The 18,705-nt window shown below is 63.3% G+C and carries 19 protein-coding genes; 13 read left to right on the top strand and 6 right to left on the bottom strand.

The window, feature by feature from the left end; all coding sequences use genetic code 11:
• Window positions 1-50 precede the first annotated feature (50 nt).
• The 6 genes from thrC to H6G99_RS03465 all read left to right on the top strand — a co-directional run bounded on the left by thrC (window position 51) and on the right by H6G99_RS03465 (window position 8,589).
• The gene (gene thrC, locus H6G99_RS03490) at window positions 51-1,109 is read left to right on the top strand and encodes a threonine synthase (RefSeq protein ID WP_094586351.1); all 1,059 of its coding nucleotides are present in this window, start codon (window positions 51-53) and stop codon (window positions 1,107-1,109) included.
• Between the two features lie 373 nt (window positions 1,110-1,482).
• Window positions 1,483-2,646 carry a DNA polymerase III subunit beta gene (gene dnaN / locus H6G99_RS03485; protein WP_190610524.1) on the top strand — a complete coding sequence of 388 codons (1,164 nt, stop codon included), beginning with the start codon at window positions 1,483-1,485 and terminating at the stop codon, window positions 2,644-2,646.
• Window positions 2,647-2,650: 4 nt separating this feature from the next.
• Window positions 2,651-3,553: an RNA methyltransferase gene (locus H6G99_RS03480; RefSeq protein WP_190609914.1), complete on the top strand. Its 903-nt coding sequence runs from the start codon at window positions 2,651-2,653 to the stop codon at window positions 3,551-3,553.
• A 28-nt stretch (window positions 3,554-3,581) separates the two neighbouring features.
• A complete protein-coding gene (gene purL / locus H6G99_RS03475; protein ID WP_353617157.1) occupies window positions 3,582-5,951 on the top strand; it encodes a phosphoribosylformylglycinamidine synthase subunit PurL in 2,370 nt (789 codons plus the stop codon).
• Window positions 5,951-7,483: an amidophosphoribosyltransferase gene (gene purF / locus H6G99_RS03470; RefSeq protein ID WP_286190976.1), complete on the top strand. Its 1,533-nt coding sequence runs from the start codon at window positions 5,951-5,953 to the stop codon at window positions 7,481-7,483. The genes purL and purF overlap by 1 nt, the downstream gene beginning before the upstream one ends.
• A 20-nt stretch (window positions 7,484-7,503) precedes the next feature.
• Window positions 7,504-8,589, top strand: coding sequence for a glycosyltransferase family 4 protein (locus tag H6G99_RS03465; protein ID WP_190609912.1), 1,086 nt, complete (start codon window positions 7,504-7,506; stop codon window positions 8,587-8,589).
• Here the strand turns inward: H6G99_RS03465 and H6G99_RS03460 are convergent.
• From H6G99_RS03460 to H6G99_RS03445, 4 genes are read right to left on the bottom strand one after another with little or no spacing between them, the layout of a single operon-like run.
• A complete protein-coding gene (locus tag H6G99_RS03460; protein ID WP_199296975.1) occupies window positions 8,522-9,277 on the bottom strand; it encodes a phytochelatin synthase family protein in 756 nt (251 codons plus the stop codon). The genes H6G99_RS03465 and H6G99_RS03460 overlap by 68 nt on opposite strands.
• Before the next feature lie 37 nt (window positions 9,278-9,314).
• Window positions 9,315-10,220 (bottom strand): GNAT family N-acetyltransferase, encoded by a 906-nt coding sequence (locus H6G99_RS03455; protein ID WP_190609910.1) that lies wholly within the window; start codon window positions 10,218-10,220, stop codon window positions 9,315-9,317.
• A complete protein-coding gene (locus H6G99_RS03450) occupies window positions 10,217-10,648 on the bottom strand; it encodes a type II toxin-antitoxin system VapC family toxin (protein WP_286190975.1) in 432 nt (143 codons plus the stop codon). Before H6G99_RS03450 ends, H6G99_RS03455 begins: the two co-directional genes overlap by 4 nt.
• Complete coding sequence (locus H6G99_RS03445) at window positions 10,602-10,856, bottom strand: type II toxin-antitoxin system Phd/YefM family antitoxin (RefSeq protein WP_190609908.1); 255 nt, start codon at window positions 10,854-10,856, stop codon at window positions 10,602-10,604. Before H6G99_RS03445 ends, H6G99_RS03450 begins: the two co-directional genes overlap by 47 nt.
• A gap of 50 nt (window positions 10,857-10,906) precedes the next feature.
• On the opposite strand from H6G99_RS03445, the gene H6G99_RS03440 reads away from it, so the two are divergent.
• The 6 genes from H6G99_RS03440 (at window position 10,907) to H6G99_RS03415 (ending at window position 16,922) form a co-directional block, all read left to right on the top strand.
• Window positions 10,907-11,155, top strand: a complete 249-nt coding sequence (locus tag H6G99_RS03440) for a tyrosine-type recombinase/integrase (protein WP_502707665.1) — start codon at window positions 10,907-10,909, stop codon at window positions 11,153-11,155.
• 405 nt (window positions 11,156-11,560) lie between these two features.
• Window positions 11,561-12,817, top strand: coding sequence for a hypothetical protein (locus H6G99_RS03435; protein WP_190609907.1), 1,257 nt, complete (start codon window positions 11,561-11,563; stop codon window positions 12,815-12,817).
• A gap of 122 nt (window positions 12,818-12,939) precedes the next feature.
• Window positions 12,940-13,368, top strand: a complete 429-nt coding sequence (locus H6G99_RS03430; RefSeq protein ID WP_190609905.1) for a hypothetical protein — start codon at window positions 12,940-12,942, stop codon at window positions 13,366-13,368.
• A gap of 1,030 nt (window positions 13,369-14,398) precedes the next feature.
• Window positions 14,399-14,854: a hypothetical protein gene (locus H6G99_RS03425; RefSeq protein WP_190609904.1), complete on the top strand. Its 456-nt coding sequence runs from the start codon at window positions 14,399-14,401 to the stop codon at window positions 14,852-14,854.
• Between the two features lie 191 nt (window positions 14,855-15,045).
• The gene (locus tag H6G99_RS03420) at window positions 15,046-16,518 is read left to right on the top strand and encodes a GNAT family N-acetyltransferase (protein ID WP_190609902.1); all 1,473 of its coding nucleotides are present in this window, start codon (window positions 15,046-15,048) and stop codon (window positions 16,516-16,518) included.
• Window positions 16,518-16,922 (top strand): ASCH domain-containing protein, encoded by a 405-nt coding sequence (locus H6G99_RS03415; RefSeq protein WP_199296974.1) that lies wholly within the window; start codon window positions 16,518-16,520, stop codon window positions 16,920-16,922. Before H6G99_RS03420 ends, H6G99_RS03415 begins: the two co-directional genes overlap by 1 nt.
• A 324-nt stretch (window positions 16,923-17,246) precedes the next feature.
• Here H6G99_RS03415 and H6G99_RS03410 read toward each other — a convergent pair whose 3' ends face one another.
• Both H6G99_RS03410 and H6G99_RS16520 read right to left on the bottom strand, forming a co-directional pair.
• Window positions 17,247-17,549 (bottom strand): class I SAM-dependent methyltransferase, encoded by a 303-nt coding sequence (locus tag H6G99_RS03410; protein ID WP_190610555.1) that lies wholly within the window; start codon window positions 17,547-17,549, stop codon window positions 17,247-17,249.
• Window positions 17,447-17,701 (bottom strand): class I SAM-dependent methyltransferase, encoded by a 255-nt coding sequence (locus H6G99_RS16520; protein WP_502707669.1) that lies wholly within the window; start codon window positions 17,699-17,701, stop codon window positions 17,447-17,449. The genes H6G99_RS03410 and H6G99_RS16520 overlap by 103 nt, the downstream gene beginning before the upstream one ends.
• A gap of 804 nt (window positions 17,702-18,505) precedes the next feature.
• Between H6G99_RS16520 and H6G99_RS03400 the strand changes: the two genes are divergently transcribed.
• A partial coding sequence (locus tag H6G99_RS03400) for a hypothetical protein (protein ID WP_199296973.1) occupies window positions 18,506-18,705 on the top strand: 200 nt, incomplete at its 3' end.

Below are 18,705 nucleotides of genomic sequence, written 5' to 3'. Positions count from 1 at the left end.
CCCCCGTGCCCCTGCTTCGAGCCCTGCGACGTCTGGGCCGGCAGCCCACCATGCAGGACTGGCCGGGGCTGATCGAGGCCTACCGCAGCTGGCTGCCCGTCAGTGACGCGACGCCGGTGGTGACCCTGCGGGAGGGGGCCACGCCCCTGATTCCGGCACCGGTGATCGCCGAACGGGTGGGCCGGGGCGTGAAGGTGTTCCTCAAGTACGACGGCCTCAACCCCACCGGCTCCTTCAAGGACCGGGGCATGACGATGGCCATCAGCAAGGCCAAGGAGGCGGGCTCGGAGGCGGTGATCTGCGCCAGCACCGGCAACACCTCGGCGGCGGCGGCGGCCTACGCGCGCCGGGGCGGGATGCGGGCCTTCGTGCTGATCCCCGACGGCTACGTGGCCCAGGGGAAGCTGGCCCAGGCCCTGCTCTACGGCGCCGAGGTGCTGGCGGTGCAGGGCAACTTCGACCGGGCCCTGGCGATCGTGCGTGACGTGGCCGACCGCTACCCCGTCACCCTGGTCAACTCCCTCAACCCCTACCGGCTGCAGGGGCAGAAGACGGCCGCCTTCGAGGTGGTCGATGCCCTCGGCGAGGCCCCCGACTGGCTCTGCATCCCGGTGGGCAACGCCGGCAACATCAGCGCCTACTGGATGGGCTTCAAGGAGTACCGCCAGGCGGGCCACAGCACGGTCCTGCCGCGGATGATGGGCTTCCAGGCCGCCGGTGCCGCCCCGATGGTGCTGGGGCACACGGTGGAGCAGCCCGACACCATCGCCACGGCGATCCGCATCGGCAATCCGGTGAACAAGGAAAACGCCATCAAGGCTCGAACCGAGAGCAACGGTGACTTCATGGCCGTCACGGATGCCGAGATCATCGAGGCCTACAAGCTGCTGGGCCAGGGGGAAGGGGTGTTCTGCGAGCCGGCCAGCGCCGCCTCGGTGGCAGGCCTGATCAAGCGACGGGAGGAGGTGCCAGCCGGCGCCACGGTGGTGTGCGTGCTCACCGGCAACGGCCTCAAGGACCCGACGACGGCGATCGAGAACAACGACGCCACCTTCCACACCGGCATCGCCCCCGAAACCGAGACCGTCGCCAAGGTGATGGGCTTCTGATCGCCTGACAGAGCCCCAACCGTCTGGGGAAATCCTGGGACATTCCCCACCCCACGCCGGGAGAGCCGGGGGAGGGAAAACCCCCGTGGGCGCCCCCCGGATTCCCCAGGCCCGGGAATCGGTGGAAAACCCCTGGAAACGGCCCCGTTGCGGCGACGATTCCCCAGCCATCGAGCCCGTAAAACCCAGTGGTGGAAAAGGGAGTCAACCGCTTTACCCGTTTTCCCCCGCCCCTACTGCGACGGGCTGTTTTTCTTCTTCTCAATCCTTGATTGATCCTCTGAACAGTCGGGGAGCCACCCGTTGCGCTTTGGCGCGCCCTGTGAAACCGTGGGGCCTCACGAACGCCGTGCCGCCCTCTCCGGCCCCCGCCATGAAGCTGGTCTGCTCCCAGGCTGAACTCAGCGCCAGCCTCCAGCTGGTCAGCCGGGCGGTGGCGACCCGCCCCACCCATCCGGTGCTGGCCAACGTGCTGCTCACCGCCGATGCGGGCACCGGCCGCCTCAGCCTCACCGGCTTCGACCTCAGCCTCGGCATCCAGACCAGCCTGCCCGCCGCCGTCGAGACCAGCGGTGCCATCACCCTGCCGGCGAAGATGTTCGGCGAGATCGTCGCCCGCCTGGCCACCGACAGCCCCATCAGCCTCAGCTGCCCGGAGGGCGAAGAGCAGCTGGAGCTGACCAACCTCTCGGGCAGCTACAAGATGCGGGGGATGCCCGCCGACGACTACCCGGACCTGCCCCTGGCCCAGAGCGGCACGCCGATCCGCTTCCACGCCGAGGCCCTGGTGAAGGGCCTGCGGGCCACCCTGTTCGCCAGCAGCCCCGATGAGAACAAGCAGCTGCTGACGGGAGTCCACCTGCGCCTCGATGGCGAGGGCCTGGAGTGCGCCGCCACCGACGGCCACCGCCTGGCCGTGCAGCGCCTCTCCCACGCCGTGGAGGCCGCCGGCGGCGAGCCGCCCGCCGCCGATGGCGAGGACTTCGCCGTCACCGTGCCGGCCCGTTCCCTGCGGGAGCTGGAGCGGATCCTCTCGGGCCGCGGTTCCCAGGAGCCCCTGAGCCTGTTCTGTGAGCGCGGCCAGGTGGTGGTGCTCTCCGCCGACCAGGTGCTCACCAGCCGCAGCCTCGACGGCACCTACCCCAACTACCGCCAGCTGATCCCCCCGTCGTTCCAGCGCCGCATGGTGCTCGACCGCCGCGCCTTCATCGCCGCCCTCGAGCGGATGGCGGTGCTGGCCGACCAGCACAACAACGTGGTCAAGATCAGCGCCGACCCGGCCGCCGGCACGGCGACGATCCGGGCCGACGCCCAGGACGTGGGCAGCGGCTCGGAATCGCTGGCGGCCACGATCGAGGGGGAGGCGATCGAGATCGCCTTCAACGTCCGCTACCTGCTCGATGGCCTCAAGGCCATGGGCTCCGACCAGGTGGTGCTGCAGTGCAACGCCGCCACCACCCCGGCCGTGCTGGCGCCGGTGGGGGCCGATGAGGCGTTCACCTACCTGGTGATGCCCGTCCAGATCCGCACCAGCTGAGCCCGTGGGTCTTCCCGACCAGCTGCTGCTGAGCGATCTGCTGCGGCGGCAGGTGCGGTGCGATCAGGGCCTTGAGCGCGGCGCTGGCGTGCTGGCCTGGATGCACCCGCCGGTGCACCGGCTGCTGGGCTGGGCCAGCCGGCCTTCGGCCTTCGCCCAGAAGCGGCTGGTGTGGCGGCTGGATCAGCTGCGGGGGCTGGGGGAGCAGGAGGTGTTCGTGAAGGGGGAGCCGGCGGAAACCGACGCGGTCACCCTGGAGCGGTTGCCGACCCTGATCGATGCGGCCCTCACCGGCGCCGATGACGTGCCCCTGGGCCTGGTGGCCGACGCCGCCGTCGAGCTGCGCAGCGGCCGCATCCTCCACTACCTGGTGGCCCGCACCGATCCGCGGCTGCCCGGCACCAGCCGCTGGCGCCTCAGCCCCGACCGGATCGTCGACCAGCAGCCCGGCCGGGTGTTCACCGCCCTGCGGGGGCTGGATGACCTGCCGGTGGCCCGCGCCAGCGTGCGCCAGCAGCTGCTGCGCCGCTCGCGGCGCTGGAAGGAGCAGGTGCAGGAGGTGGGCGGCCGGGTCGAGGAGCGGCTGGAGGGCTGGCTGGAGGAGCCCCCGTGGCCAGAGGCCTTCCGCGAGGAGATGCCCTGGCCCGACCGGGACCGGGAGCCCGCCCGGGAACGCCGCGACCCCTACGACGATGACCCAGGCGGGCCCGATCCCTATCCGGAGGAGCGCTACGCCGGCGAGCCGGACGAACCCGATCCCCTCGAGGACTGGCCCGAGGAGGAGGAGCCGCTGGAGGAGCCCCAGGACTTCCGGGAGCCCCGCCAGGCACCCCCAGAGGAGCCGCCACCGCGCCGCGATCGCTACCGGGGCCGGGAACCCCACGGGGACGACGACCCCTGGATCTGATACTGGAGGGCCGTTGCCGCGCCCCCCGGTGGTTTCTGCCTCGACCCCGTCCTTCTCGGTGCCCGAGGCCCTGCGCAAGGAGGGCCTGAGCCAGGGCGACTACGACGAGATCGTGCGCCGCCTGGGGCGCGCCCCCAACCGGGCCGAGCTGGGCATGTTCGGGGTGATGTGGTCGGAGCACTGCTGCTACCGCAACTCCCGCCCCCTGCTGGGCCAGTTCCCCACCACCGGCCCCCGCATCCTGGTGGGACCGGGCGAGAACGCCGGCGTGGTGGACCTGGGCGAGGGCCAGCGGCTGGCCTTCAAGATCGAGAGCCACAACCACCCCTCGGCGGTGGAGCCCTTCCAGGGGGCGGCCACCGGGGTGGGGGGCATCCTGCGGGACATCTTCACCATGGGGGCGCGCCCGATCGCCCTGCTCAACGCCCTGCGCTTCGGGCCGCTGGAGGACGAGCGCAACGTGGGCTTGATGGAGGGGGTGGTGGCCGGCATCGCCCACTACGGCAACTGCGTCGGCGTGCCGACGGTGGGCGGTGAGGTGGCCTTCGACCCCAGCTACGGCGGCAACCCGCTGGTGAATGCCATGGCCCTGGGCCTGATGGAGACCGAGGACATCGTCTGCTCCGGGGCGGTGGGCGTGGGCAATCCGGTGGTCTACGTGGGCAGCACCACCGGCCGCGACGGCATGGGCGGCGCCAGCTTTGCCAGCGCCGAGCTCACCGAGGCCTCCCTCGACGACCGGCCCGCCGTGCAGGTGGGCGACCCGTTCCTGGAGAAGGGGCTGATCGAGGCCTGCCTGGAGGCCTTCCAGAGCGGCGATGTTGTGGCGGCCCAGGACATGGGCGCCGCCGGCCTCACCTGCAGCTGCTCGGAGATGGCCGCCAAGGGGGGTCTGGGCATCGAGCTGGATCTGGACCGGGTGCCGGCCCGGGAGTCGGGCATGACGGCCTACGAATTCCTGCTGAGCGAATCCCAGGAGCGGATGCTGTTCGTGGTGGCGGCCGGGCGGGAGGAGCCGCTGATGGAGCGCTTCCGCCGCTGGGGCCTGCAGGCGGCGGTGGTGGGCCGGGTGCTGCAGGAGAACGTGGTGCGGGTGCTGCAGCACGGCGCAGTGGCGGCCGAGGTGCCCGCCAGCGCCCTGGCGGACGACACGCCGATCAACCACCACGAGCTGCTGGCCGAACCCCCCGCCGAGATCCAGGCCCACTGGACCTGGAGCGAAGCCGAACTGCCGGCGGCCTCGAATGCCGGTGGCCTGGAGCTGGTCGCTGGAGCGCTGGGCTGGGGTGATGCCCTGCTGCGCCTGCTCGATGACCCCACCATCGCCAGTAAGCGCTGGGTGTACCGCCAGTACGACCACCAGGTGCAGGCCAACACGGTGGTGCTGCCCGGTGGCGCCGATGCGGCGGTGGTGCGGCTGCGGCCCCAGCAGGGGCCCGGGGCCATGGAGGCGGCGACCCGCGGCGTGGCGGCGACGGTCGACTGCCCCAACCGCTGGGTGGCCCTCGATCCGGAGCGGGGCGCCATGGCGGCGGTGGCGGAGGCGGCCCGCAACCTCTCCTGCACCGGCGCCGAACCCCTGGCGGTCACCGACAACCTCAACTTCCCCTCCCCCGACACCGCCACCGGCTACTGGCAGCTGGCGATGGCCTGCCGGGGCCTGTCGTCGGCCTGCAGCGCCCTGGCCACGCCGGTCACCGGCGGCAACGTCTCCCTGTACAACGAGACCCGCCTACCCGATGGGCGGATGCAGCCGATCCACCCCACCCCGGTGGTGGGCATGGTGGGGCTGGTCCACGACCTGGCCCATGTGACGGGGCTGGCCTGGGGCCAGGCCGGCGATGGCGTCTGGCTGCTGGGGGTGCCGCTGCAGGAGAGCGGCGACGAACGCCTGGGGCTGGGGGCCAGCAGCTATCTGGAGGTGGTGCACGGCCGGCTCACGGGCCGCCCGCCCCTGACGGATCTGGCCCTGGAGGGCCAGGTGCAAGGGTTCCTGCGCCAGGCCATCGCCGCCGGCCTGGTGCGCTCCGCCCACGACCTCTCCGATGGCGGCCTGGCGGTGGCCCTGGCGGAGGCCTGCATCGCCTCCGGCCTGGGGGCCGCGCTGGATCTGCCCGCCGGCGCGGGGCGCCCCGACCGGCTGCTGTTCGCCGAGGGCGGCGCCCGGGTGCTGGTGAGCGTGGCGCCGGAGCAGGAGGCGGCCTGGCAAGCCGCCCTGGCGGAGGCCGGTGCGGCCGTGCCGGCCGAGCGCCTGGGCACGGTCACGGCGGATTCCCGCCTGGTGCTGGCGCGGGGCGGCGAGCCCCTGCTGGCGCTGACGGTGGAGCAGCTGCGCCATACCTACGAGCAGGCGATCCCCGCCCGCCTGGGCAAGGCCGGCCCCCCACCCGACAGGTAATGGGCCAAGATGAAGTCGGTCCTTGGTCTGAGCCTGCCGTGCCCTTCGCCGATCACCGCGATGCGCACGCTTCCCTGATCGACCCTGACCGCCCCGACAAGCCGGAGGAGGCCTGCGGCGTGTTCGCCGTGCTGGCGTCGGGTCAGGCGGTGGCCAACCTCACCTACTTCGGGCTCTATGCCCTGCAGCACCGGGGCCAGGAGTCGGCCGGGATCGCCGTCTTCGACGACGTCAAGGTGCGGCTGCACAAGGACATGGGCCTGGTGAGCCAGGTGTTCGACCAGGACGTGCTGGAGCGGATGCCCGGCCAGCTGGCCGTGGGCCACAACCGCTATTCCACCACCGGCAGCAGCAAGGTCTGCAACGCCCAGCCCGTGGTGCTGATGACGCGCCTGGGGCCCCTGGCCCTGGCCCACAACGGCAACCTGGTGAACGCGGCGGAGCTGCGGGATTCGCTGGCGCACCTGGCCGGGGAGTTCACCTCCACCACCGACTCGGAGCTGATCGCCTTTGCGTTGCAGGAGGCGGTGGATTCCGGCCTGGGCTGGAACGCGGCGATCCGCCAAGCCGCCGGCCGCTGCCGCGGCGCCTTCAGCCTGGTGATCGGCACCCCCGACGGCCTGTTCGCCCTGCGGGACGGCCACGGCATCCGGCCGTTGGTGTTCGGCCTGCTGGGGGAACCGGAGCAGGGCCAGTGGGTGGCCAGCAGTGAGAGCTGCGGCCTCGACATCATCGGCGCCAGCTTTGTGGATGACGTGCAGCCCGGCGAGCTGATCCACTTCCGTCAGGCCGATCCGATCCCCGAGCGGCAGCGCTGGTGCGAGGAGCCCAGCAAGCTGTGCGTCTTCGAGATGATCTACTTCGCCCGGCCCGACAGCCGCTTCTTCGGCGAGTCGCTCTACAGCTACCGGGTGCGGATCGGTGAGGTGCTGGCCCGGGAAACGCCCGTGGAGGCCGACATCGTCATCGGCGTGCCCGATTCCGGCATCCCGGCGGCGATCGGTTATTCGCACGTGAGCGGCATCCCCTTTGCCGACGGCCTGATCAAGAACCGCTACGTGGGCCGCACCTTCATCCAGCCCACCCAGGCGATGCGGGAGGCGGGCATCCGGGTGAAGCTCAACCCCCTGCCTGATGTGCTCGCCGGCAAGCGGGTGGTGGTGATCGACGACTCGATCGTGCGCGGCACCACCAGCCGCAAGCTGGTGGCGGCCCTGCGGGATGCGGGCGCCACCGAGGTGCACATGCGGATCAGCTCGCCGCCCGTCACCCACCCCTGCTTCTACGGCATCGACACCGACACCCAGGACCACCTGATCGCTGCCCGGCTGACGCTGGAGGAGATCGAGCGGCACCTGGGGGTGGATTCGCTCGCCTACCTCACCAAGGGCGGCATGGTGGAGGCGGCCCAGGCCAACTCCAGCCATTTCTGCACCGCCTGCTTCGACGGCCAGTACCCGATCGAGATGGACGAGGAGGTGCGCAACAGCAAGCTGATGCTCGAGCCCACCGGCCTGGCGGCGCGGGTGTAGGCCCGGCGGTCGGCCCCAGCATGCGCATCGCCTTCCTGGATTCCTGGCTGCAGGACGTGGCCGAGGGCAGCGGCACGGCGGCGGCCATCGGCGGTCTGGCCGGGGCCCTGATCGCCCGGGGCCACACGGTGGAACGGCTGGTGCCCGAGGGGGCCTGGCCGCGGAATCTTCTGTTGCGCCGCCTCTGGTTCAACCTCACCCTGCCCCGGCGCCTGGCGGCCGCCGAGGGCCGCTACGACCTGGTGGTGGGCTTCGACATCGACGGCTTCCGGGTGGCCCACCGCTGCCCGGTGCCCTACGTGTGCTGCATCAAGGGGGTGCTGGCGGAGGAGTCGCGCTGCGAGAGCGGCTGGCCGCGGCTGATGCTCTGGGGCCTGTCGCGGCTGGAGCGCCTCAACGCCCGCCGGGCGCCCCTGGTGCTCTCCACCAGCCGCTACTGCTGCGAGCGCATCGAAGAGCACTACGGCGTGCCAGCCGAGCGGCTGCGGCTGGTGCCGGAGGGGATCGATGTCGGCCTATGGAATCCTGCGGGCGGGGACGATGCCGCTCGCGAGCCCCACACGGTGCTGTGCGTGGCGCGCCAGTACCCCCGCAAGCGGGTGGGGGATCTGATCACGGCGTTCCAGAGCGTGCAGCAGCGGCTGCCCAGCGCCCGGCTGGTGGTGATCGGCGACGGTCCGGAGCACGCGGCGCTGCAGGAGCTGGTGGAGCGGCTGGGGCTGGGGGAGGTGGTGCAGCTGCTGGGGGCCCTGCCCGACGACGGCGCCGTGCGCGAGTGGTACCGGCGCAGTGCGGTGTTCTGCCTGCCGTCGATCCAGGAGGGCTTCGGGATCGTGTTCCTCGAGGCAATGGCCAGCGGGCTGCCGGTGGTGAGCACCACGGCCACGGCGATCCCCGAGGTGGTGCCCCACGGCCGGGCTGGGTTACTGGTGCCGCCGCGGGATCCCCAGGCGCTGGCCGAGGCCCTTCTCAAGTTGCTCACCGAACCCGAACTGCAGGCCCAGCAGCGGGCCTACGGCCGTGAGCACGTGGGGCCGTTCAGCTGGGACCGGGTGGCGGAACGGTTCCTGGAGGCGGTGTCGCCCCCGGCAGCCGCCGGATCGTGACCAGGCCACGGCTGCGGCCCGAGGTGGAATCAAGGGTGCGGATGGCGGCCCAGAGGTCGGCGACCGGCACCCACACCGAGGGGTAGCGGTAGCGGGCCACATCGAGGATCAGCACCCGGTCGGAGGGGGCATGGAAGGCTGCCAGCGGAGCGATGTGGCCGCCGCCGGCCTGGCCGAGGGCGGGCCGGTCGTAGTTGGCCAGCAGGCGGTCGCCGGGCTGGCTGAGGTTGCGGCGCAGCAGGGCGCGGAACTGCTCGAGGCTGAGCTGGTCGCCGTGGATCGCTTCGGCCGCCACCCCGTGGGCCGCCAGCAGGCCGGCCAGTTCGGCCAGGGTCATGCCCTGGCGCCGCACCACCTCGGCACTCACCACCTGGCGGCCGGCCGGCACCTCGAAGACGTTCTCCTGGGTCCAGAAGCGGTAACGGCCGTAACCCGGCACGGCCGGGGCGGGCACGGCCAGGCTGTTGAGCACCATGGCGGCACTGGCCACACCGCAGTAGGCGAGGTTGGCCTGGGTGAGGAACTGCTCGGCCAGGGGGCCGTAGTCGGCCCTGGCGGCGGTGCTGGCCACCAGCAGGTCCATGCCCGCTGGCTCCATCAGCGGGATCGGCGCCGCCCGCAGCGGTGCCGCCAGGGCCAGCGACAGCAGCACCAGGCCGGGGAACGGGATTGTCGAGCGCGACGGCATGGGTTCGAAGGTAGGGGAGCCATCGCTGGGGTGGGGGTCAGCCGAGCTCCAGGCAGGCCAGGCCGTAGACATCCGCCAGCGACACCGCCGGCGGGGCGCCCCGGTACATGCGCAGGGTGCGGGAGACGGGGGCGAACCCGAGCGACGCCAGCAGCGGGTCGGCGGTGGCATTGGCGCCGGGGGCATCGATCAGCACCGTGCCGGCATGGCGCTGCAGCAGGCCTTCGAGCAGGGCCCGGGCGGCGGCGGGGCTGTCGGCCACCAGGGGCCCGACGCGCCAGCCCTCGCCATCGGGCAGCAGGCAGGGCCGCACCCGGCCGAAGCCGTGGCAGGCGCCGCGGCGGTCCACCAGGGCCAGCACCGTCCCGGCCGGATGCCGCAGCCACTGGCGCAGGAAGTGGGGGCGGGGCGATGGTTCCCGCTCGGCATCGAAGCGCTGGACAGCCGTCGCCGGGATGGCACCACCCTCCAGCAGGCACCAGGGGGGTTCCGGCGCGGCGGACACCGGAGCCAGCGCGCCGTCGTCGGCGAGCCGCTGCCAGCGGGTGGTGGGGGAGGCGGGCGCAAAGCCCCAGCCGGCGTAGTCGTCGATCCGGTCGGGGGCGGCCTCCAGGCCGATGCAGGGCACGTCGGCCAGGTGCTGGAGGGCGTGGCGCCACAGCTGCACCCCGTAGCCCCGGCCCCGCTGGGCGGGCACCACCAGGAACAGGCCGATGAAGCCGTAGGAGGCGTTGTAGCGGACCCCGGCGATGCACCCCACCGGCTCGTCGCCGAGCCAGCCCACCCAGAGGCCCTGGCGGTCGGTCTGGCGGTAGATGGCCACATCGCCCACGCCCGGCGCGAAGCCCTCCTGGCGGGCCCAGCCGGTGATGGTGGGGATGTCGGCGCTCTGCAGGGGGCGGATCGTGAGGGGGGAGGGGCGGCTCCGGACGGGCGTGCTCACCAGATCGTCTCCAGCTCCGGAATGGCGCGGAGCTTCTCGTCGGCGCTGATCAGGGGACGGCGGCCCTGCAGGGCCGTGGCGCCGATGAGGCGATCGGCCGGGTCAACACGTCGGAACTGGGGGCCCCGGGAGAGCAGGGCGATCTCGGCGGTGATCGGCAGCACTTGCAGCCTCAGAGCTTCGAGCAGACGGCGCAGGTAGAGGGCCGGGGGCACGGCTTCCGGGAGGGTCAGGCGTCCGCGTTCGTGCAGCAGGGCCAGCTCCCAGAGGCTGATGTCCGCAATGGCCAGCTGGCCCTGGGCGCGCCCCTGCGCCAGTGCCGTCGCGGCGCGCCGGGACAGCCGGGCGGGCTCATGGGCCCAGAACAGCAGGACATGGGTGTCACAGATGGTCAGCATCACCGGCGCCTTCGAGATCGGCGTCGCCATCGGCGATCGAGGCGACCACATCCCCCAGCGTGACGCTGCCCGCCAGCCCCTCCAGCCAGCGGCGCGCCTCCTCGGCCGGGTCCTGTTCCGGCTCGATGCGGGCAATCACCCGGCCGTGGGAGGTGACCTGAATGGCTTCCCCGGCCTGCACGCGCTTGAGCCAGGCCGGCAGGTTCTGGCGCAGGTGGGTCACGGAGACGCGCGCCATGGTGGGCGTCTGTACATGGAGTCTGTACAGATTAGGGCGTGTGGGGACGGGTGGCCCTGGCAGTTACGAGCGTCGTGCAGAAGGCGGTGAAGCGGGCCGTGGCCGAGGCGGGACTCACGAAGGCGGCCAGTTGCCACACCTTCCGCCACTCCTTTGCGACCCACCTGCTGGAACGGGGGCAGGACATCCGCACGATCCAGGAGCTGCTGGGACATCAGGACGTGAGCACCACCATGATCTACACCCATGTGCTGAATAGAGGGCCGCTCGGTGTCTGCAGCCCAGCAGACATGATGTAGCCATGGCTACATGTGGTTATCGGACCCGTGCACCACGGCCAACGACTTGGCCTTCCAACTAAGATCGCTGTTCAGGAAAGGACTCTCGACCGATGGTTCACTGGCGTTAGCTGCGGTTCACGGAAAGGGGTATGAGCAGGTCCGTGGTTCACGGAACCGTCCAAGAAAGAGTTATGCTTCAGTTATTGAGTAGATTGCAGTTTTAGAGATTCATGCGGAGCGTGATGACATAAAGGGCTCTAAGATCGGCGACATGGTGCTGCAGAACTTTGACCTATGGGCAGGAACGCGAATCGGGACGCTGTTCAAAAGCTGAGATATCATGCAAGAAACTCGGCCATCTTTGCTAATCTCGAATTACTGGGCTGCTATGATGACTTTTCACAAATTGTTTCTCTAGACTACTTGGACGAAGAGACCTTTTCGCGGCTACTAGAGCATTTTCAATTAAGCAAAGGTAATCAAGGTGATCAAGGAGCTCAAAGGGCTGCACTACGGGCAGACTATAAATCTATAGCACGATTCTACTCAACATGCGTACATGAGTTTACGCATTGGCTAGACCATACATCTACTCTTTGGGGGCAAAGACAATTGGTTCTCATTTACAATGCTATCAGTGCGTGGACAAATCAAGATGAGTATGATTTTTACAGAATTGCTATTGCTAATTCTGAAAGACATAGGGCGAGACTTGCGCTCTACTATACAGAAGAGTATGAAGTAAGTCAGCAAGATGTACAGCCTACTCCTTGGCGGTATTCGTATGGTTCTGGGCTTGAATTTGGGATTGATGGTAGGCCAAGAGCAGATAGGCCATTTGTGTTTACTGTTTTCTCAAATTCCAACGATCAGCGGATTATTCGCGTTCCATTTAGCATGTTTGCATTGACTGAGGCTACGGCGACTTATGCTGAGTTCAAGGTTAAAAGCCAGAGTCTTGCACTTCTCGATGATGATTCGAGACTAGTAGAGCAAATTCGCCTAGAGCAGGAATTCCTACAGAATCTCTATGACCCTAAATTAGTAATCTACTCAATGGTGACACATTGCCTGGCTAACTCAATTCAAGTCAATGATGCCTTCCGGGCTTATGAATATTCTTCTGCTCTAGCAACTCTCTGCCTGAATCTACCTAAGGAGCTATTTCATAACTTACTTTTGCCAGAGGAGTTCAATGTTTGGGGTGATAGAGTCCAAGCGCTCAAAGAACTCTCAGATCCAGGGTTCGCATTTTTTGCTATTGCTCAACAAGCCCCTACATATAGAAGTGAGACTTCTGTTGAACTATGGCTTCAAGAAGCCGTAACAAGAGCTGGACTTCCTAGTCTAGATTCAATTGAGTCTTTAGCTATTGCTCGAATGAAAGAACTTGACAAAGATGTGATAAAGGGGATTTACGCAGATCAAGCAAATGCCTTGCTCTCCATTGGAAGAGAAAACTTTGAACAAAGAGGGGTTTGGGGGCGGAATGTTTTATCAATGGAAAACCTTTATAACAAATCAATAGTTCTTCCGCCCGTAGTTTTGGGAGATGGGTGTATCACCCCAGTTGTCCCTACAAGGAGACCTGCTAGTTTGCAGCCAATAGAAGATTGGATTGACCAAATGATTAACATCGAAGTATCTGTTGATCAGTTTGTTCGTGCCTGTCGCTTTTAGTTTAATGGGCTGGTTGGCTGCTCAGCGCAGGAGGCATAACAACCCGGTTGGAGCGGGCAGGTGAAGTTTTTTGCCTATCGCTTGAGGCGATCTGCTGCCGCTCAACCGGAACGTTAGTCAGCATGACCCAAGACGACCGCTGGGCACAACTAGTCGGCCTCGACGAAGAACTGCTCAAAGGCGGAGTCATCCTTTCTGAATGGTGTAGCTTTATCGTCCAGGAAGCGGACGTGGCATTTGCAGACGGCGCAGATCTGGCGTGGATTCACACTACTGTATCTGGAATTGAGACTTACCTTCGATCTGAGCGCTCCGAAACTGGCAAGGAACGGCTTATTGAGTTAACCAATCGCGCTAGTATTGATGCCGGCCTTGCGGACGATTTCCATGTGTTGAGGATATACCGCAACAAATGGATTCATGTTGATGAACCTTGGAGCGATTCAAATCTCCTCGAACGCCCTGAGCAAACCGAGCAGGAGCTTGAATGCATGGCACTATTTGCTGTACGTGCACTTCGTAGGACCATCTATCAAAACCCATGGGTGTAGCGTATCGGCTAACACGTCATTCCAGCGGACCGCCTACGGCGGACGCAGAATTCCAACGGTAGATCTCAATGCCAATTTCTCGCTACGTCATAAACCTAAAGCATCGTGTGGCACAACCAACAGCCGTCGCTAGCGTGTGGCGGATTTCCGATTGGCGAGAGGTCGCACTCTGCTCAGAGGCTGCTTTGAATAACTGGGCATGCAGCAAGGGGAAGCTATGGAACGCATCCGAGGCAGTTGGGGTGCCTGTGCATCGACTGGGAGAGGATCATGAAGGTGATTTGTGGATCGCAAAATTTGTTTCAGACCCCAATTGTGAGTGGCATGGATATCCGGTACGTCCAGTGAAATCCGACATTCCACCGGCGGGAGCCATGAGAGCATGGTGCGAGGCGGGCCGAGTAGATATTTCTGACGTACGACGTATTCAAAAGGGACAATATCAATGATCCAACACACTACATTGCGGATTAACAATATTTATCTTGACTCGTTTCTTTATTCTGGCACGCTTTTTTTGATTAGCATGGATGGGGCAATCACATCTTATGATTGGCAAAGGATGGTTTCGTTAACCCTAGACATACATGGTCGCGAATACTTGGCGCCACTATTTCTTGACTCAAGGAAGCCGAACGCTTTGGCGGAAGGGGACCATGGGTTAGAACTAGAAGTGCCTAACGACATTCTTCGGGATTCCAAAACTAGTTCTATCCTATGGGAGGTTTGGCCAACGGACCTCAGTATATATGCCAACAAGATCTATATATCTGATGAATCAGGCGCGTATACTGCAGAATTTAGGTACACTTCAAAATCGATATCACCTGATAGTATTAAAAGCATAAAGAGTGGCTACATCTACTCAATGGCACCTGGCGATGGGGGCCGTCTTGCTATAGCTAGCAGAAGCAATGGGCTTAGCGTATTGATCCTGAATGGACCTGAGAGGCCGCTCGTGGAAGACGATATATTTGACTGCGATTGGTTCGGAGCTAACCTTGTTGCAAATAGCCGAGAACACACCTACGTGACAACGTTCATGCCACTTCCGATGAGAATGGACTATGCGGATGAACTAGACTTTTTCAATAGCATGAGGCGGGCAAAAAATGCGGAGCCGATTACAGCAAGATTGGAGACCTCGGGGCGGAACGAGTATCGCTGGCTTGTGGGTAAAGAGGTCATCGGAGATGCAGACGAAGCTGCAGGACTTGACTCAGCTATCTCTCGAATTATTAAGGCTCGCTCGGCTTCTTTTGGGTCGATCATCGAGTACTTGGACCGGCTGATCGTTCTGCGGTCGGACAGCCGTCAGACTCTCGACATCCAAAAGCCAATCTTTTGGCGCACTTTTTCTCGTTCTAAGAACTATCTCAATCATTTGCACGCCTGCAGTAGTGACGGTATGCAGATCCGTGCTTATGACACATCAGACCAAGGTGGCGATAGATTTTCAGTCAAGCTAGCCGACCTTGAGAGCTAACAATTCATTCAAGCCCACGTCTCGGCGCGGCACAATCCGATGCGTTAGCCGGATTGACACCCTTTTCAGAGGTTGCCAAAGTATTAGCTAGCAGCAATCGTGCGATCTACGGCCAACCCCTACTTGCCACTAGCATCAATGCCTCTAAAGTTGAACCAGCTACGGCAAGCTTCTAGGGCGCAATGAAACTCTTGCTCGATACCAACGCGATAATTCCCGCCGAGCCAGTCAGCCCTGAATATCTTGAATCAAAGTCACCAGTCGTAGCTGATCTACTTCGTTTAATTGCTGAGGGCAATCATCAGCATTATATCCATCCAGCCTCTATTGAAGAGCTAGAGGGAGATCAGGTATCTTCCAGGAGAGAAGCGAGAAGAATTCTCGTCTCAAAGTATCCTCGATTGCCCGCACCACCAAAAACAGTCCACGAATCAATCCTAGATAAGCTCTCCGATCTAACGCACAACAAACACGATCAGGCTGATTGCTTACTTCTGACCTGCGTAGTCGTAGATGCGGTTGATTACCTTGTAACTGAAGATAGGGGAATTCACAGGAAAGCCAGGCAGTTAGATATTGCTGAGAGGGTCTTATCAATTTCAGAGGCGGTTGCAGCCCTACGAGGCCTGCTAGAAAAGATCCCTAGCCCACCGCCAGCAGTTGACAGAGTCTTGTGTCATGAGATTAACGATACTGATCGAATATTTGACACGTTAAGACTAGACTATCAGGGCTTTGATGACTGGCTGAAGAAATGCAAACGTGAACACAGACAAGCTTGGATTGTCAAGATACATGGTGGAGAATATGCTGGGATTTGTATAATGAAGACAGAGACAGAGAGCGAGTATGGGCTCAAATGTCCAACGCTAAAGATCTGCACTTTTAAGGTAAGCGATCAGCATAGAGGGCGCCGCTATGGTGAATTACTTCTCAAGGCTGTCTTTAACCACATAGCAAATAATCGCATTAGATCCACATACCTAACTGTCTTTGACCATCACAGCGAGCTTGTGAGGTTGCTTGAGGCATTTGGATTTGAGCAAATTGCAGTAAATCCCAATGGGGAATCAGTAATGGCAAAACAGTTCCGATGTAATGAGCATGAGATCGAAGCTCTCTCATGCCTAGAAGCTCATATTCGCTACGGGCCACCATTCATTAAGCTTAGCGGCAATAAGGTGTTTATTGTTCCGATTAAACCACAGTGGCACGCACTGTTATTCCCCGAGCTGACGGAGCAAACATCCCTGTTCGCTGGTGCATATCCATTTGGCAACAGTATCATGAAAGCTTATCTATGCAACTCGAATATTAGAAAAATTAGCCCTGGGGACATCCTTCTGTTTTACCAGTCTAAAATCGCCAAATCAGTTTCTCCTCTTGGTGTAGTTGAGAAAACCCTGGTCTCGGCTGAAGGATCAGAGATCCAGCGCTTTGTCGGCAAGCGGACAGTATTTAGCTCTTCAGATATAACTGCGATGTGTAGAGGTGGGAAAGAGACCCTAGCAATCCTCTTCCGACAAGACCGAAACTTAATCCCACCTATGCCGCTTGATACACTTAATCAGGCCGGCTTGCTGAACGGTCCTCCTGTGTCTATAGTAGAAGTCAAGGAACCAGGAATCTCATGGCTCTCTGTCAAGATCCCTCAATCGCCTTGATGTCCATTCACCCTGAGTATGCCAATAAAATACTCAATGGATCTAAGAAAGTAGAATTTCGCAAGTGGATGTTCAGCAACGCACCCTCTATTGTTGTTATTTACTCTACGTCTCCTGTCTCTCAGGTGGTTGGATATTTCACTGTAGATGGAATAGATGCCTCAGATCCAGCAAGCCTCTGGGGCATGTATAAGGAAGTAGCGGGTATCAAGCACAGAGACTTTGATAATTACTTTAATGGTGTTGAACGAGGGATCGCAATTAGGGTTGGCAAAGTTCATAAGCTTTTAACGCCTTTGCAGCTTGAAGAGCTTATCGGATCCAAGCGACCTCCACAGAGCTTTAGATATCTAGATTCTGATCTTTGCTCTCAAATGTTTACATCCAACCTTGTCTCGGCTTAGGCCTGTGTTGCGCTGCGCAGCCAACAGAAGAAGTATGGCTGAAATCCCTTCTCGAAGCCCGATCAATCTTGGTCGTGTGATTTCAGCACTCTAGTGTCTTGTGCCGTTCTTGCCGGCTAACATCAAGATTCAGCGTACGGTTGTAATGATACCTTTGATACTCACGCAGTGCATCTCGCCGCTGATCGTGAGCGTTGGGCGGCAGACAAAGGGTCTTGTTAGGAGTTGTGGCCTCACACCCCTTGCCACTGTTCAACCTGGTAAGACAGAACATTGAGGGGCATCTTTATCAAGGCCTGGACTCGGGCGATGCGCCAGACGCTTCTAGGCGATCGCTCCGTCATCCTTGGTGAAGATCAGGCCGTAATGGAAGGGAGGCAGAGGAGCGGTGCGCTCCAGCCGCAGTTCCGGTTCGGCGCCCAGCACCAGATCCGCGGTGGCCTCGGCTCCCATGCGCACCTCCTGCTTCGGACCGCGCGGAAGCCCCAGCCAGATGGTCAGCTCGCGGGGAATCGGCAGCCAGTTCACCACCGCGAAGCGGCCCCCCGGGGCCAGCAGGGCATGCACCTCGCGCACCAGGCCGATCTTGTCTTCGATGCCGTGCAGGGTGCTGTGGAGGAACACCATCTCGAAGGGTGTGGGTTGGTCAGACCGGAGGCCAGGCTCCTTCCTTGCTCCAGCACCTCCGCGTCGATGTCGAGACCCACCACCGGCCGGGACTCCACGAGCCGAGCGGCCGGGATCGTGAACAGGCCATAGCCGCACCCCACGTCCAGCATCGCCATGCCGGGACGCAATCCCATCTGAAGGAGCGTGTCGGCGGGTTCGGGCCAGAGGCTTCCCCACCAGTCCCGGTCAGGCATCGAGGTGTTGGAACGGCGCCGCTGGCGATTCTCTGCGTCCTGGAACAGCCGCCGGAATTCTTCGGCATCCACACGGCCGTAGGCATCTCTGTCGACCGCAGCGATCAGGGCATCCATCTCACCGCTGGCCGGGATCAGCTCTCCGACCCGCTCCCTCCAGCAGGCGGGCGAGCTCCTCCAGGTCGATGCGTCCGTCAGCGTTGCGATGGCGGGGCCCACCTGCGGCATGTCGCGGCAGAGTGTCTCGAGCTGCTCCGCCAGGTCGAGGGCGGCCAGAGGTCCATCGCGGCCGGAACGCCCCCCCCGGTACGCCCCCTTGGCTGCGTCACGACGCCATGAGAACCACCCAAGCGCCCAGTTGAGAGCGGCTTGACCAACCACCAGCTCTCAAAAGAACTGGGCGAAAGATGGGGTCACGTCAGAGCCTTACTGCCATCATCATGATCGTCTCGGCCCATGCACTGAAGTTGATGGCCAGAGTGTGATGTGAAGCCGAGCTGACTTGAGCATGGCGGAAGAGGTTTAGGTCCGAAAGCCTTGCTTGTCTTGATGCGACACCTTTGAGCAATCCCCTGGTGTAGACAGGGCATCGTTGAGTTTGTCTCGACAGCGATAGCACCTTGCCTGCCTCTCAGGAACAGCGTTCGCTCGGCCTTAGCTGGTCGAGCAGCTAAAGTCGATCGCTGACTTAAATCCTTGAAGCTCATCCTCTTTCGGAAGTTGCTGATCGCCTCCCTGGCCGGTATCAGCTTCCTCAGTGGCGTGCATGCCAAGCAGCCCCCAGCAGCTGATGTCCAACAGACAAGGCTTGGGGTTCTTCAACTGGAGAACGGCTACCCCACCAAGGCCACCGCTGCCAGGCTCTACGACGAGCTCGACTTCCAGCGCGCCACCCAGGCCTACCTCTGGGCCCTGCCGGC

Source organism: Synechococcus sp. FACHB-909 (assembly GCF_014698945.1).
Classification (GTDB): domain Bacteria; phylum Cyanobacteriota; class Cyanobacteriia; order PCC-6307; family Cyanobiaceae; genus Cyanobium.
Note: the sequence above shows the minus strand (reverse complement) of the source record. Positions and strands in the feature narration are given on the sequence as shown.